Here is a 14390-nt window from a genome sequence, read left to right on the forward strand (position 1 = left end):
CAAGTCCGGCGTGCCGTTCGATCGCCAGCGAGCCATTGCTCACTGATGGGGAAGACGGTATCTACAAAGGCAGTCCGCGGCCCGATTCGGGCAACGGACTTCCGGGTGCTCCGCGTGATCAGCCCTGCTTCTGCTGGTTGCGGAAGTAGGGGATGACCTTCTCGCCGATGTTCTTAAGCGTTTCCAGCTGCGCCCACTGCGGCACGGTGCCCATCTGGCAGATGAACAGGATCTCGTCGGCGCCGGCGTCGATCAGGCGCTGCACGTAGCCGATGCAGTCCTCGACGGTGCCGTAGGCGTGGTTGGGGTTCATCATCGCCTGGGTCGGGTCGGAGAAGTCCACGGTCACCTCCTCGGAGGCGAAGCGCGACCGGATCACCGCCTGGCCGTTGCCGTCGACGAAGGTGTCGTCCTTCCACTTCTCCGGGTCCGGGCGCTCGCCGCCGGCGTACCAGTAGGCCAGCGACTCCATGAAGTAGCGCTGGCCGCGGATGCCGATGGCGCGCGCCTTGTCGTTGTCTTCGAGGACGATGGCCGGGCACAGCGCGGCGATGTGACGGTTCGGACGGAAGCCGACCTGGTTCTTCTCGTTACGGTTGTCCCAGGCCTCGTGGTACACGGCGACCTTCTTGGCGATCTCCTCCGGGCCGCCGAAGCCCAGCACCAACGCGCCCATGCCACGGCCGCCGGCGTTCTTCAGCGACTCGGTGTTGGTGCAGGCCAGGTACATCGGCGGGTGCGGGTCCTGGTAGGGCTTGGGATGGATCGGCCGCTTGGGGATCTTGATGAAGTCGCCGTGATGCTCGATCTCGTCCTGCACGAAGATCTTCGGGATCAGGTACATCGCCTCGTCGATCTGCGGGTGCAGGGTGGTCAGGTCGTAGCCGAAGGTGCCGGCTTCCTGCTGGGTGCCGCCCTTGCCCACGCCGAAGTGCACGCGGCCCTTGGACAGCAGGTCGAGGGTGGCGATGCGCTCGGCCACCTTGACCGGATGATTCATCGCCGGCGGCAGGCACACCACGCCGTGGCCGATGCCGATGCGCTCGGTCTTGCCGGCGACGAAGGCCAGCACGGTTTCCGGCGCGGACATGTGCGAGTAGTTGGTCAGGGCGGTGTGCTCGACGCACCAGAAGGTGTCGAAACCGAGCTTGTCGGCCAGCACGGCCTGCTCGACGGTCTCGTCGAACACGCGGCGGTCGCCCTCGCGGGAGGCGTCGAGCGTCTGGGCTTCGTAGATCAGGGAGAATTTCATGCGCAACCCCTTGTTGTTTTGGGAGTGGTCGGGTCCGGCTGTACCGGATCTCGGGCGCATGGTCGGAAATGAAGGAGGGGGCAGATACATCCGATCAGACTAGCCAATTCGGCCCGCCGCCCAGGCCGGGAATGCCCGGCCCACGCGGGCTCCGGGCGGGCGGGAGGCAGCGGCGAAAGCACCAATTTTTGCTAGTCCCATGGGACGATGCCGGTCGTTTGACGCAGATCAAGAATCGGCCCGACACAACCCATGAGGAGGGCCGAACCATGAGCCAGACCGATCTGAAATCCCAGATGCTCCAGGCGATGCGTCGCCTGGCCAAGTCGGTGACCATCATCACCACCAGCAACGGCAGCGAGCGCTTCGCCATGGCCGCCACGGCGGTCGACTCGCTGTCCACCGAGCCGCCGTCGCTGCTGATCTGCGTGAACCAGAGCGCCTCGCTGCACGCCGTGCTCGACGCCGGCGCCGACTTCTGCGTGAACATCCTCGGCCACGAGCAGGAATACCTGTCGCACCTGTGCAGCGGCCCGATCAAGGGCGAGGGGCGCTTCCAGCAGGGCGACTGGCAGACCAGCGCCGCCGGCACGCCGTACCTGGCCGACGCCCAGGCGGCGATCCTCTGCAAGCAGGACGGCAAGTTCCGCTACGGCACCCACACGGTGTTCATCGGCCGCATCGAGCAGATCCACCACCACGGCGAGATCAGCCCGCTGGTCTACGTGGACGGCAGCTACACCACCACGGCGATGCCCCTGCCGCTGGCCGCGGCCAGCTGAGCCGCGCCCGCCCATTCGCGAGCGGGGCGCCGCCTGCGCGGGCCGCCCCGCCCGATCCGAGGAATTCCCATGAGACTTGCTGACAAGGTCGCGCTGGTCACCGGCGCCGGCTCGGGCATCGGCCGCGCCACCGCCGAACTGTTCGCCGCCGAAGGCGCCCGCGTGGTGCTGGCGGACATCGACGAGGCGGCGGCGCGTCGCGTGCTGGCGGAAATGCCGGTGGGCACCGACGGCCTCGCCCTGGGCTGCGACATCGCCAACGGCGCCGCCGTGGAGCGGCTGTTCGCCGAGGTCGAGCGGCGCTACGGCCGCCTCGACGTGCTGGTCAACAACGCAGGAATAGGCCAGGTGCCCGGCGACGGTTTCGAGCACTACCAGCAGCGCATGACCCTGCGCAACGCGCAGTTGGCGGCCGGCAAGACGCCCGACGTGTTCACCGACATGATCGTCGACCTGACCGACGCCGGCTGGCAGCGCCTGCTCGCCATCAACGTCAACGGCGCCTTCTACTGCAGCCGCGCGGCGGTGCGCCTGATGATCGCCAGCGGCCGCCAGGGCTCGATCGTCAACGTCGCCAGCCTGTCGGCGCTGAGCGGCGAGGGGCCGCTGGCCTACTGCACGGCCAAGGCCGCCATGCTCGGCATGACCAAGTGCCTGGCCCGCGACCTCGGCCCGCGCGGCATCCGGGTCAACGCGGTGTGTCCGGGGCCGACCCGCACGCCGATCATGCAGTCGATCTCTGCCGAGTGGGTGCAGGCACTGGAACGCGCCATCCCGCTGGGGCACATGCTCGAGCCCGAGGAGATCGCCCGGACCTGCCTGTTCCTCGCCTGCGACGAATCCAGCGCCTTCACCGGCCAGACCCTGGCCGCCAGTGGCGGCATGTTGATGCTTTGACAAGGAGAACAACCATGAGTGTGAGCATGCAGGACAAGGTGGCGCTGATCAGCGGCGCCGGCACCGGTATCGGCGCGGCCACCGCGCAACTGTTCGCCGCCCAGGGGGCGAAGGTGATGATCTGCGGGCGCCGCCCGGCCCCGCTGGAGGCGGTGGTGGAGAAGATCCGCGCGGCCGGCGGCGAGGCCGACTGGGTGCAGGCCGACGTCACCGACGAAGCGGCCATCGAGCGCGCGGTGGCGCGTACCGTCGAGCGTTTCGGCCGCCTCGACGTGATGGTCAACAACGCCGTCAACTACACCTGGGGCCCGCTCGCCCAGCTCAGCACCGAGGACTGGCAGCGCAGCCTGCGCGGCAGCCTGGACGTGGCCTTCTTCGGCACCCGCGCGGCGTTCCGCGCCATGGCCGGCCGCGGCGGCTCGATCGTCAACCTCGGCTCGGTGGTCGGCCTGCTCGGCAGCCCCGGTCTGTCCGCCTATGGCGCGGCCAAGGCCGGCGTACTCAACTTCAGCCGCGCGGCGGCCCTGGAAGGCGCCGCCGAGAACATCCGCGTCAACGTGGTGATCCCCGGCGTGGTATGGAGCGAGGGCACCAGCGAGGCGCTGCGCAACGAGGAAATGGCCGCCGGCACCGCCCGCGCCGTACCCATGCGACGTATCGGCGAGCCGATCGAGGTGGCCAACGCCATCCTCTTCCTGGCCTCGGACGCCTCTTCCTACATCACCGGGCAGAGCCTGGTGGTCGACGGCGGCAAGACCTGCGAACTTAACGTCGGCGCCACCGACTACACCTCGCAGACATCCAGCGAACTCAGAGGAGAATAAGAAATGCACAATCTGTTGAACTCGCCGGCCAGCCCGGTACTGGTCACCGGCGGCGCTTCCGGCATCGGCGAAGCCTGCGCCGAGGCCCTGGCCGCGGTGGGCCGCCCGGTCATCATCTGGGACCTGCAGGAAGAGAAAGCGAAGGCCGTCGCCGCGCGCCTGGCCGAGCAGTACGCGGTGGCCTGCCTGGGGATCGGCATCGACCTGTGCGACGCCGAGGCCATCGCCCCGGCGCTGGCGCGCACCCGCGCCGAACTGGGTGCGCCGGGCGGCCTGGTGCACGCCGCCGGGGTGGTCGACCAGAGCGGCCTGGAAGGACTCACCGCGGCGCGCTGGGACGCGGTGCTGAACGTCAATCTGCGCGCCATGGCCCTGCTGGTGCAGGCCATGCTGCCGGACCTGCGCGCCAACCCCGGTTCCTCCGTGGTCGGCATCGCCTCGATCAACGCTACCCTGGGCAACGGCCTGATCCCGTCCTACAGCGCCTCCAAGGGCGGCATGCTGTCGATGGTGCGCTCGATGGCCGACGCCCTCGGCGCCGACGGCATCCGCGTCAACTCGGTGTCGCCGGGGCAGATCCTCACCCCGATGGTCGCGCCCATCGCCGCGGCCCATCCGGGTATGTTCGAGCGGCGCATCCTGCTTGGCCGCCTCGGCCAGCCCGAGGAGCTGGGCCGGGTGGTGCGCTTCCTGCTCTCCGACGAGGCCAGCTACATCAACGCGGCCGAGATCGTGGTGGATGGGGGCAATATCTCGTCGCAGCGCTGAAGCGGCTGACGAACGACGCCCGCCCCCAGGCACGTAAGTGCGTCAGGGCGGGCGTTGTGCTTTGTGGCTCCGGCAGAGCGGAGCGTGCGTTGTCGGGGCGAATTCATTCGCCTGGAGGCCGTGCAAGGGCGAATGAATTCGCCCCTACAGGGTCTGTGCGCGTGTCCGATTTCTTAGATCGCCGCATCTTGCAGGCATAGTGCCTTGCGGCGCTCAACAGATCAGGCCGTGCGCCTGCGCGGTCATCAGGGCGATGGCCGCCGCTTCGGCCTGTTGCTCGGCGGCCAGCGGAGGGCGGTTTTCCTGGTGCTTCTCGTCATCGGGGCGTACCGCTATCTCGTCGCGGCGCCGCCCCGCGAACAGCTCGGCGATGGCATTCAGCAGCATGGCGTTGGTCTTCCTTATGTCGGGGCGGATTCGTTCGCCTGAAAGCCCCGTAAGGGCGAATGAATTCGCCCCTACAGGTCATGGGCTGGCCCGGTCGTCCGGGTGAGCGCGCTGCATCCGCGAGCAGCTCAACGGTGGCATCCAACGGCATGGCGATGGTCTTTCGCCTGTAGGGGCGAATTCATTCGCCAAGCAGGCCCACAGCCTGCCCTGGGCAACGTCCGGGGGCCGCGTTGTGGCCCTTGGCGAATAAATTGCCCCTACAGGGTCATGCTCAGGCCAGCGCGTTGCGCAGGTCGGCGGCCGCGAGGGCGAGGGCCGCGGCGGCGCCTTCGACCACCGGGGCGAAGCTGATAAAGCCGTGGATCATCCCCGGGGCGCGCTGCACGCGCACTGCCACGCCGGCGGCTTGCAGGCGCTCGGCGAAGGCCTCGCCCTCGTCGCGCAGCGGGTCGAACTCGGCGCTGAGCAGGGTGGTGGCCGGCAACTGGGCGAAGTCGTCGGCGAGCAGCGGCGAGGCCAGCGGCTCCTCGGCCTGCTCGGGGCGCTCCAGGTACTGCTCGCGATACCAGTGCATCATCTCGCGACTGAGCAGGTAGCCGTCGGCGAAGGCGTCGTAGGAGGGGCTGGCGCAACGCAGGTCGGTGACCGGGTAGAACAGGCACTGGTAGGCGACGCGCGGGCCGCCCTGCTGCGCGGCCTGCAGGCAGGCGACGATGGCCAGGTTGGCGCCGGCGCTGTCGCCGGCCACGGCCAGGCGACTGGTGTCGACCTGCAGCTCGTCACCGCGCCCGGCCAGATCGCGCAGGGCGTGGAAGGCGTCCAGCGCCGCGGCCGGATAGCGCGCCTCGGGCGCGCGGCGGTAGTCCACGGAAACCACCACCGCGCCACTGAGCAGGGCCAGGCGGCGGCACAGCTCGTCGTGGCTGTCGAGGTCGCAGAGCACGAAGCCGCCGCCGTGGTAGAACACCAGCAGCGGCAAGCCGGGCTGCGCCTGCGGTCGGTACAGGCGCGCCGCCAGCGGGCCGGCGGCGCCGGCGACGCTCAGCTCGCGCACCTCGGCCAGCGGGGTCGGCGCGCACATCGGCGGCATGCGGGTGGCTTGGCGCAGGGTGGCGGCATCCAGGCGGGCGTAGTCGGGGGCCGGCTGGGCGGCCATCTGTTGCAGCAGGGCGGCGATCTGCGGATCAAGCGACATGGGCGTCTCCTTGCGGGTCGAAGGGGGCGAACTGCGGGTTGCGTTCCTCCAGCACCGACTGCAGGCGGGCGCGCAGCGCCGGCTTGAAGCCCTTGTGCGGCAGGATCCAGAAGCGTTTCTCGGCGATGGCGGCGAACACCCGTTCGGCCAGCTCGGCCGCGCTCATGCCCTGGCGGATCTGCCCGTCGAGCAGGCGATTGAGCTCGTCGCCGGCGCCCCGGCCCTGGTCGGAGGTCATGATTTCGCTGATCACCGGCCCCGGGCACAGCACGGAAACACCTACCTGCGTCTGCAGGGCGGCCATCTCGTAGTGCAGGCTCTCCGAGAGCGACACCACCGCCTGCTTGGTGACGTTGTAGGCGGCCATGAACGGGCTGTTGAGCAGGCCGGCGAGGGAAGCGGTGTTGACCACGTGGGCCGGCCGGCCCTGGGCCAGCAGCAGCGGCAGGAAGGCCCGCACGCCGTTGATCACGCCGCCCAGGTTGACCGCCAGGGCGCGCTGCCACTGCGCATCGCTGAGTTCCCAGCAGCTGCCGGTCTGCATCACTCCGGCGTTGTTGAACAGCAGGTCGACCGCGCCGAAGCGTTGCACGGCGGCGTCGCGCAGGCGCTCCACCTGCGCCGCGTCGGCCACGTCGGTGACCTGCGCCAGCACCTGCGCGCCCTGTTCGCGCAACTGCGCGGCGAGCCGCTCGAGCGCCTCGCCGTCGCGGTCGGCGAGGACCAGCTGCAGGCCCTCGGCCGCCGCCCGTTCGGCCAGGCCGCGGCCGATGCCGCTGGCCGCGCCGGTGATCACCGCGACCCGGTGCTGTGGTTGATTCATGTCTGCGTGCTCCTCGCCGGTCAGTCAATGCCTGCGGCTATTTTTCCGGCATGAGGATCCGCGGCATCGTCTGAGCGGACTAAGGCAAACAGCAAAACTGCGGGGACAATGCGCTGCAGCGTGCGCCTCCAACGGCCCGCCGGCCTAGCGGACGGGTGCTGCGGTTTTCACTGCCAGGGGGAACAGCTTGATGAATGCATCACAGCGGATCGTCGATTTCGCGAGTCCCGCAACCGCCGTGGCGGACCTGCCGGCGGCGTCGTCCGCGCGGTCCGCGGAGGGCCGGCGAGCCCCCGATTCCGCCCACCGCGCGGGCCGTTGCGCCTGCGTGGAAGGCAGTACTATGCTGAAATTCTCCGATAATAATTACAAAGATCCCTCGATCATGACTGCTTCTATCTCTCTCGAACATTTCAGCGAGATGCTCGGGCTTCTCTACCAGGGACCTTTGGAATCCGTGCCCTGGAATACCTTCCTGGACCGGCTCAAGGTTGCGCTGTCGTCCAAGTACGCCACCTTCATCCTGCGCCCGCCGAGCCAGCATGTGGACGGCCTGAGCATTACCACCGCGGGGTCCTCCGAGGAGGTCACCAGCGCCTACCACCAGCACTTCTACCGCCTGGACCCCTTCGTCGACCTGCCGAACCGCAAGGTGGTCTCGCTCACCGAGTTCGTCTCGATGAACGAGTGGCTGAAGTCGGACTTCTACAAGAGCTTCATGGAGCCGAGCGACGTGTTCCACGTGCTCGGCGCCGACATCAACACCCCCGACGGCGCGCAATGCCGCATCCGCATCAGTCGCGGGCGCAGCGACCCGGCCTTCGACCAGGCCGACAAGGACCTGCTGACCCTGTTGCTGCCGCACCTGGAACGCGCGGTGATCCTGCACATGCGCCTGAACCGCATGGAGAGCGAGCGCGACCTGTACGCGGGCGCGGTCGACCAGATGGCGGTCGGCACCATCCTGCTCGACTCGGACGGCAAGGTGCTGCAGATGAACCGGGTGGCCGAGCAGCTGGTGCAGGAGAAGGACGGCGTCAAGCTGGTCGCCGAAGGCCTGCAGGTCGGCACGCCGCGCGACGGCCAGCAGTTCCGCCAGCTGGTCAAGCAGGCCCTGCTGTCGCAGAAGAGCGGCAACCCCTCGGTCGCCGAGGCGATGCGCGTACAGCGCCCGTCCGGGCGCGCCGACCTCGGCATCGTGGTGCGCTCGGTGCCGCCGGGCGAGTGGAGCGAGGGCAAGCAGTGCCCGGCGGTGGCCATCTTCATCGGCGACCCGGAGCAGGAGTCGCGCGCACCGCAGGAGATCGTCCGCGCGCTGTTCGACCTGACCCCGGCGGAAACCCAGCTGGCCCTGCTGCTGGCCAACGGCCTGACCCTGGACGAGGCTTCCGACGAGCTGGGCATCAGCCGCAACACCGCTCGCGCGCACCTGCGCTCGACCTTCTCCAAGACCGGCGTGACCCGCCAGACCATGCTGGTGCGCCTGATCCTGCGCAGCGTCGCCACCCTCGGCTGAGGGTGGTCCGGCGCACGAGGGGCAGGGCGCGGCAAGCGGAGCTGCCGCAAGGCATTAACGAAAATGGCTCGGCCCGTACTTCCGCACAGGTCCGAGCCATTGCTCATGCGATAGGTTTGCCGCTACGGCGCTTTCTTCCGCTCGACGTTCTTGGCCAGCAGGTTGAGCTTTTCCACACTTCGCCCCAGATACATGATGGCGCTGCGGGAGATCAGCGTCTGGTTGCTGGCCTTCAATTTCTGGCGCACGAATCGGTAGTCGGTAATCGCTTCCCGGAGTTCGCTCTCCATGTTCGGCTCAAGCTTGAGCAATTCCTCGAAACGCGAACCGATGCGCTGGTCGATCGCCTCGAAACTGCCTTCGCCACTCTTCACCGAATATTCGCCGATATTGATGAACGCCTGGCTTTCATAGAGCAGCAGCATGCGTCCCATATCCAGGCTCAGCTGGTTAAGTCCGGCAACTACCGGGCTTGTCGCGCCCATCTTCAGATAGGCGCTTTCGGCGGCCTTTTCCAGGTCGCCATGAGCACGCAATATGGGCATCAACGACGAGGTATACAGGACGCGGACATCTTCCGGTTCCTTCTCGATAGAGTCGATTGTCGCCTTCAACTCCTGCAGGGAATCGGCGATGCCGGGCTGGTCGGCGACGCCGCCTGCCAGCGTATCGAGATCCCGCAGATTCAGCCGATACTCCTCGCGCACCTTGGGGTCGAAGGCCGATGCCGGGTCCTGACTGTTGAAATAGACCAGCAGGTTGGAACACAGCATGAATCCGTGGGTGCGGATCTCATGCAGTTGCTGGGCGACGGAGGAGTCCGCCCTTGCGGCTGAGGAAACGAGCAATAAGAGGACGGCGAGAATAATCCCGGGGTTCATGGGCATAATCCTTTTGGGCGTTCGGTAATAGCGTTGTTATTTTTCTGGCGAACAGTTCCACACTGCACGGAGTGATCCCTGCTGCGTGCTCGTCATGGCGAATGGGTGTCGGCAGTTGATTGAGGCATCTCGGCTGCCTGCCTGCGATGTTAGATCGCTCGCGCACACCCGCCTATAGTCCGCTCGGACGATATTGCAAATACCGAAATCCCTGGGCTCAATGCCGGATGCGAACGCGATAATCCATGACTATCCATGGAAAAGTGGATACTTGAACACACAAGTACCACAGGTATTTTTGCTGCCACTGGATATCGCGGCGGGCGGATGCTTTCGTTCGAGCGTCACACCCCCAGGCTGCACAATATCTGAGTGAAGTCCGACGACTCGCTGCACAATTAATTGCGCCCGGCTCTCTTTCAATTATTAATAAATTGATGCTGATCCCGAACACGCTGGCCTTGCCCTCGGCAGGCGGCTCACGGGTGGTCGCGGCGGGCGGCGCGGGCGAATTCGATGAAGGCCTTGAGCGGCGCGGGCAGGTGGCGGCGACTCGGGTAGTAGAGGTGCAGGCCAGGGTAGTGGGGGCACCAGTCGTCCAGCACCTGGACGAGGCGCCCGTCGGCGACCGGCTCGCGGACCATGTCCTCGAAGACGTAGGCCAGGCCGGCCCCCTGCAGCGCCGCGCCGACCATCAGGCCGACGTCGTCCAGAGTCAACGGCCCGTCCACGGCGATCTCCAGGGCGCTGCCGTCGCGCTCGAATTCCCAGCGATAGAGCACGCCGCCGGGGAAGCGATGACGGATGCATGGCAGACCGTGCAGGTCCTGCGGACTCTGCGGAACGCGATGGCGGGCAAGCAGCGCCGGCGCCGCCACCACCACCGAACGCAACGGAGGACCGATCGCCACGGACACCATGTCCGCCTCCAGGCGCTCGCCGAAACGCACGCCGGCGTCGAAGCCGGCGGATACCACGTCCACCAGCGCATCGTCCGAGACGATCTCGACGTGCACGTCCGGACAGGCTTCGAGAAAGCGGCTCACCAGCGGCAGCAGCACCAACTGGGTGGCGGCGCGGCCGGCGTTGATGCGGAGCGTCCCGGCGGGTTTAGCGCGGAAGTCGTTGAGGTCGTCCAGCGCATCGCCGATGTCGCGGAACGCCGGCCTGACGCGCGAATACAGGCGCTCTCCCGCCTCGGTCAGGGCCACGCTGCGGGTGGTGCGGTTGAACAGCCTGACCCCCAGGCGCTCCTCCAGGCCGCGTAGCGCATGACTGATGGCCGACGGCGACAGGCCGAGCTCGACCGCCGCCCGGCTGAAGCTGAGGTGCTCGGCGATGCTGAGGAAGATGGTCAGGTCGGCGAGGGCGACGGGCTTCATTGATGAACCATGCTCACAAGGTCATGTCGCTTTATTGGGATTATCACAGCAGTGCTCGAATCATAGAGTGACAGCAACTCATCGAGAAGGCCCGGCACGGTGCAGGGCCACTGAGTGGAGGAGTTGCCATGCGCACTTGGCTGATTACCGGGGCATCGCGGGGTTTCGGCGCCCTGATCGCAGAACAAGCCCTGCAGGCCGGCGATGCCGTCATCGCCACCGCCCGCAAGCCCGCCGACGTGATCGCCCGCCTCGGCGAGCAACCCAACCTGCTCGCCGTGCGGCTGGACGTCACCCGGGAAAGCGACGCGCTGGAAGCGGTGGCCGCCGGCATCGAGCGCTTCGGCCGCATCGACGTGCTGGTCAACAACGCCGGTTATGGCGTGCTCGGCGCGGTGGAGGAAACCAGCGCCGGCGAGGTCGAGCGGCTGTTCGCCACCAACGTGTTCGGCCTGCTCAACGTGACCCGCGCGGTCCTGCCCCATATGCGCCGGCAGCGTTCCGGCCACGTGATCAACATCTCCTCGATTGGCGGCTACCAGGCCTACCTGGGCTGGGGGGTATACGGCGCCACCAAGTTCGCGGTGGAGGGCATCACCGAGGCGCTGCACCAGGAGCTGGCGCCGCTGGGCATCCACGCCACGGTGGTCGAGCCCGGCTTCTTCCGCACCGACTTCCTCGACGAGCAGTCGCTGGTGAAAACCGCGCTGGAGCTGGCGGACTACGAGGAAACCGTCGGCGCCATGCGCCGCTTCGCCCACGCCGCCAACCATGCCCAGCCCGGCGATCCGCTCAAGCTGGCGGAAGCCATCCTCGCCCTGGTGAACGCCCCCAACCCGCCGCAGCGCCTGCCGCTGGGCAGCGATACGGTGGCGCGCATCGAGGAGAAGAACCGTCTCGTGGCGGCCGAGCTGGCCGAATGGCGGGCGCTGGCCATGTCCACCGACATCGGGGCGTGAGCCACTCCAGCCGCCATCCGGGGCGGCGGGCGCTGGCCAGGGGCCTGCCGGCCGACGAGCCTCGGCCCCCGCGGTGCCGGGGGCTGCGAGGAGGGACTGCCGGAAAGGGATACGACCGACAGTTTCCTTCGTGGGTGAAAAAAGGGCCTGTGCTGCTCGCCAGGCCCAAACCCCATGGGCGAGGGCTCCAAGGGGGAAAATCGTTGCTGCGGGGCGGCACCGCGGGCCGCCCGCGTGCGGTTACAGCAGCGGCAGGCTGTAGCTGACGATCAGGCGGTTCTCGTCGATGGCGGTGGTCACGTCGCTGCGCAGCGAGGCATTCAGCCAGGAGAAGGCGACACCCTTGAAGGCGCCGCTCTGCACCACGTAGTCGAGACGCAGGTCGCGTTCCCACTCGCCGACATCGCCCGAGCGGCCCGCCACGTCATAGTCCACGCCCTTGTTGTAGATCGCCTTGGCGGTCAGCCCGGGCACGCCGGCGGCGGCGAAGTCGTAGTAGTAGGAGGCGATCCACACGTCGGCGCCGGGGGTGCGGAAGCCGCCGATCTGCCGCTCGGCGATGGTGTAGGCGCTGACCCCGGCGCCCTGGTTGAGCAGGCCGAGGATGCTGTCGCCGCCGTTGTGCTGGTAACCGAGGCCCAGGGCGTGGCCGCCGACCTTCCAGGTGAACTGGGCGCTCGACAGCTGGCTGTCGATCTCGCCCTTGTCGGGGTCGCCTGCCGGGCGGGCGGTATCGCCGGCGACCGACCAGCCCTCGGCGCGCCCCGCGGCGCTGGCGTTCTTGCCGTCGGAGCTGCTGTCGAAATAGCGCAGGTCGCTGACCAGGCTGCCCAGCGGCAGGGCCAGGGTATGGGTCAGGCCGACGAAGTGCTGCTCGTAGTAGTCCTCGAGGTTGCCGTAGTAGTACTGCAGCAGCAGGTTCTTGCCGATCCGGTAGTCGGCGCCGCCGTAGTAGAACTTGTTGGTGTCCGGCTTGTTGGGGCCGGCGGCGCTCAGCCCTTGGCGATCGCTGGAGGCGCGCAGCTTGGTGTGTTCCAGCTGGCCGCCGATCAGGGTCAGGTTGTCGATCTCGTTGGAGGTGATCTGGCCGCCCTCGTAGGTCTGCGGCAGCAGGCGGCCGTCGTTGTAGACCACCACCGGCAGCTTGGGCAGCAGGGTGCCCAGGCGCGCCTCGGTCTTGGAGATGCGCGCCTTGCCGGTCAGACCCAGATGGCTGAACTCGTCCGCCGCCTTGCCGTTGCTTTCCAGCGGGAACAGCTGGCCGGGGGTGCGTTCGATGCCGGCCTTGCCTTGGCGGCCGCCGGAGTCGAGCTTGACGCCGAGCAGGCCGAGCGCGTCGACGCCGAAGCCGACCGCGCCCGGGGTATAGCCGGAGGTGTAGTTGAGGGTGAAGCCCTGGCCCCACTCCTTGACCGAGGGAAGGTCCTGGTCGCGGATGTCCTGATTGAAATAGAAGTTGCGCAGACCCAGGCTGGCCTTGCTGTCTTCGATGAAACCTTCGGCGGACGCCTGCTGCACGGTTGGCAGACCCACGATGCCCGCCACAATGGCCACGGCCAGAGTGGACTTGTTCATTGCTGATGCTCCAGATGATCGAATGCTGTGAGGCGGCCGTGCGGGCGTTTCGTGGTCGAATTGGCTGTCATGGCCGACTGGTTGAGCGACGTTTGGTGTCGGCGAGAGCAACGCTAAGCGAATCCCTATAATTCCAAAAAGAATTATTAATTTGGTGTTAATACTTCGTTTGAATATAAGAATTCGGGCGTGCGAAAGCGCCACCGGCAGTGCCGGCGGCGCCTCGCGGAAGAGGAAAAGGGACGGCAGGCGGTGTCCGCCGCAGCGGGCGGACGGAGCCCGGCCGGCGCGCGCAGACGCCGCGGTCGGGCGTTACCAGGCCATGGCGTAGCTGCGGAAGGCGCGCTGTTCGTGCTGCGGATGCAGCAGCGGCGAGGCCTGGTGCTGGCTGAAGTCCTGCAGGATGTCGTTGCGCAGCTCGGCCAGGCGGTAGTCCTCGCGGCGGCGCGGGTGCGGCGGGTCGATCTCGACGATGCGCTTGATCCGCCCCGGACGCGGCTCCATCACCACCACCCGGTCGCCGAGCAGCACCGCCTCGTCGACGTCGTGGGTGACCAGCACGGTGGTGATGCCCTCGGCCAGCCAGATGCGCGCCAGCTCCTCCTGCAACTGGGCGCGGGTGAGGGCGTCGAGGGCGCCGAAGGGCTCGTCGAGCAGGAGGATCTTCGGCCGGTTGACCAGGCCGCGGGCGATGGCCACGCGCTGGCTCATGCCGCCGGAGAGCTGCGCGGGATAGGCGCGGGTGAAGTTCTTCAGGCCGACCAGTTCGAGGTGGCGGTGCACGGTGTCCAGGCGTTCGGCCGGGGAGAGCGGCGAGTTGGCCAGCGCCAGCAGCACGTTGTCCTCGACGCTCAGCCAGGGGTACAGGCGGTGGTCCTGGAACACGATGCCGCGCTCGGGGTCGGTGCCGCGGATCGGCTCGCCGTCGAGCAGCAGGTGGCCGGCGCTGGCTTCCTCGAGGCCGACCAGCAGGCGCAGCAGGGTGGATTTGCCGCAGCCGCTGCCGCCGACGATGCTGATGAACTCGCCCTGGCGGATGTTCAGGCTGATGTTCTCCAGCACGCTGAGTTCGCCGTCCTTGACCGCGAAGCGCTTGTCGACCCCCTTGAGGGTCAGGAAATCGGTCTTGCTCATGGAAGTTTCCTT

14 protein-coding genes are annotated in these 14390 nt (G+C 67.6%); 6 read left to right on the plus strand and 8 right to left on the minus strand.

Annotation, left to right across the window (positions count from 1 at the left end; all coding sequences use genetic code 11):
• Nucleotides 1-118: 118 nt before the first annotated feature.
• Nucleotides 119-1252, minus strand: a complete 1134-nt coding sequence (locus LMJ29_RS01900; protein ID WP_229603488.1) for an LLM class flavin-dependent oxidoreductase — start codon at nucleotides 1250-1252, stop codon at nucleotides 119-121.
• A 269-nt stretch (nucleotides 1253-1521) separates the two neighbouring features.
• Here LMJ29_RS01900 and LMJ29_RS01905 point away from each other — a divergent pair, with 269 nt between their 5' ends.
• The 4 genes from LMJ29_RS01905 to LMJ29_RS01920 all read left to right on the plus strand — a co-directional run bounded on the left by LMJ29_RS01905 (nucleotide 1522) and on the right by LMJ29_RS01920 (nucleotide 4523).
• A complete protein-coding gene (locus LMJ29_RS01905) occupies nucleotides 1522-2034 on the plus strand; it encodes a flavin reductase family protein (protein ID WP_229603490.1) in 513 nt (170 codons plus the stop codon).
• Nucleotides 2035-2103: 69 nt separating this feature from the next.
• Nucleotides 2104-2931, plus strand: a complete 828-nt coding sequence (locus tag LMJ29_RS01910; protein WP_229603491.1) for an SDR family NAD(P)-dependent oxidoreductase — start codon at nucleotides 2104-2106, stop codon at nucleotides 2929-2931.
• A gap of 14 nt (nucleotides 2932-2945) precedes the next feature.
• Nucleotides 2946-3755 carry an SDR family NAD(P)-dependent oxidoreductase gene (locus tag LMJ29_RS01915; RefSeq protein ID WP_229603493.1) on the plus strand — a complete coding sequence of 270 codons (810 nt, stop codon included), beginning with the start codon at nucleotides 2946-2948 and terminating at the stop codon, nucleotides 3753-3755.
• A 3-nt stretch (nucleotides 3756-3758) separates the two neighbouring features.
• Complete coding sequence (locus LMJ29_RS01920) at nucleotides 3759-4523, plus strand: SDR family NAD(P)-dependent oxidoreductase (RefSeq protein ID WP_229603495.1); 765 nt, start codon at nucleotides 3759-3761, stop codon at nucleotides 4521-4523.
• A gap of 213 nt (nucleotides 4524-4736) precedes the next feature.
• On the opposite strand, the gene LMJ29_RS01925 is transcribed toward LMJ29_RS01920, so the two are convergent.
• The 3 genes from LMJ29_RS01925 to LMJ29_RS01935 all read right to left on the minus strand — a co-directional run bounded on the left by LMJ29_RS01925 (nucleotide 4737) and on the right by LMJ29_RS01935 (nucleotide 6931).
• Nucleotides 4737-4910 (minus strand): hypothetical protein, encoded by a 174-nt coding sequence (locus LMJ29_RS01925; RefSeq protein ID WP_229603498.1) that lies wholly within the window; start codon nucleotides 4908-4910, stop codon nucleotides 4737-4739.
• Between the two features lie 274 nt (nucleotides 4911-5184).
• Nucleotides 5185-6108, minus strand: a complete 924-nt coding sequence (locus LMJ29_RS01930) for an alpha/beta hydrolase (RefSeq protein ID WP_229603500.1) — start codon at nucleotides 6106-6108, stop codon at nucleotides 5185-5187.
• Complete coding sequence (locus tag LMJ29_RS01935) at nucleotides 6098-6931, minus strand: SDR family NAD(P)-dependent oxidoreductase (protein ID WP_229603501.1); 834 nt, start codon at nucleotides 6929-6931, stop codon at nucleotides 6098-6100. Before LMJ29_RS01935 ends, LMJ29_RS01930 begins: the two co-directional genes overlap by 11 nt.
• A gap of 385 nt (nucleotides 6932-7316) precedes the next feature.
• On the opposite strand from LMJ29_RS01935, the gene LMJ29_RS01940 reads away from it, so the two are divergent.
• Nucleotides 7317-8447 carry a helix-turn-helix transcriptional regulator gene (locus tag LMJ29_RS01940; protein WP_229603503.1) on the plus strand — a complete coding sequence of 377 codons (1131 nt, stop codon included), beginning with the start codon at nucleotides 7317-7319 and terminating at the stop codon, nucleotides 8445-8447.
• Nucleotides 8448-8569: 122 nt separating this feature from the next.
• Here LMJ29_RS01940 and LMJ29_RS01945 read toward each other — a convergent pair whose 3' ends face one another.
• Nucleotides 8570-9328 (minus strand): hypothetical protein, encoded by a 759-nt coding sequence (locus LMJ29_RS01945; RefSeq protein ID WP_229603505.1) that lies wholly within the window; start codon nucleotides 9326-9328, stop codon nucleotides 8570-8572.
• A 479-nt stretch (nucleotides 9329-9807) separates the two neighbouring features.
• Nucleotides 9808-10710, minus strand: coding sequence for a LysR family transcriptional regulator (locus tag LMJ29_RS01950; protein ID WP_229603508.1), 903 nt, complete (start codon nucleotides 10708-10710; stop codon nucleotides 9808-9810).
• 128 nt (nucleotides 10711-10838) lie between these two features.
• Here LMJ29_RS01950 and LMJ29_RS01955 point away from each other — a divergent pair, with 128 nt between their 5' ends.
• On the plus strand, nucleotides 10839-11669 hold the full coding sequence (locus LMJ29_RS01955) for an oxidoreductase (protein WP_229603511.1): 831 nt from the start codon (nucleotides 10839-10841) through the stop codon (nucleotides 11667-11669).
• A gap of 240 nt (nucleotides 11670-11909) precedes the next feature.
• On the opposite strand, the gene LMJ29_RS01960 is transcribed toward LMJ29_RS01955, so the two are convergent.
• Together LMJ29_RS01960 and LMJ29_RS01965 are read right to left on the minus strand one after the other, a co-directional pair.
• A complete protein-coding gene (locus tag LMJ29_RS01960; RefSeq protein ID WP_229603513.1) occupies nucleotides 11910-13244 on the minus strand; it encodes an OprD family porin in 1335 nt (444 codons plus the stop codon).
• Nucleotides 13245-13556: 312 nt separating this feature from the next.
• Nucleotides 13557-14378 carry an ABC transporter ATP-binding protein gene (locus LMJ29_RS01965; RefSeq protein ID WP_229603515.1) on the minus strand — a complete coding sequence of 274 codons (822 nt, stop codon included), beginning with the start codon at nucleotides 14376-14378 and terminating at the stop codon, nucleotides 13557-13559.
• Between the last annotated feature and the right edge of the window lie 12 nt (nucleotides 14379-14390).

The sequence above is a fragment of the Pseudomonas oryzagri genome (assembly GCF_020831405.1).
GTDB lineage: Bacteria > Pseudomonadota > Gammaproteobacteria > Pseudomonadales > Pseudomonadaceae > Geopseudomonas > Geopseudomonas oryzagri.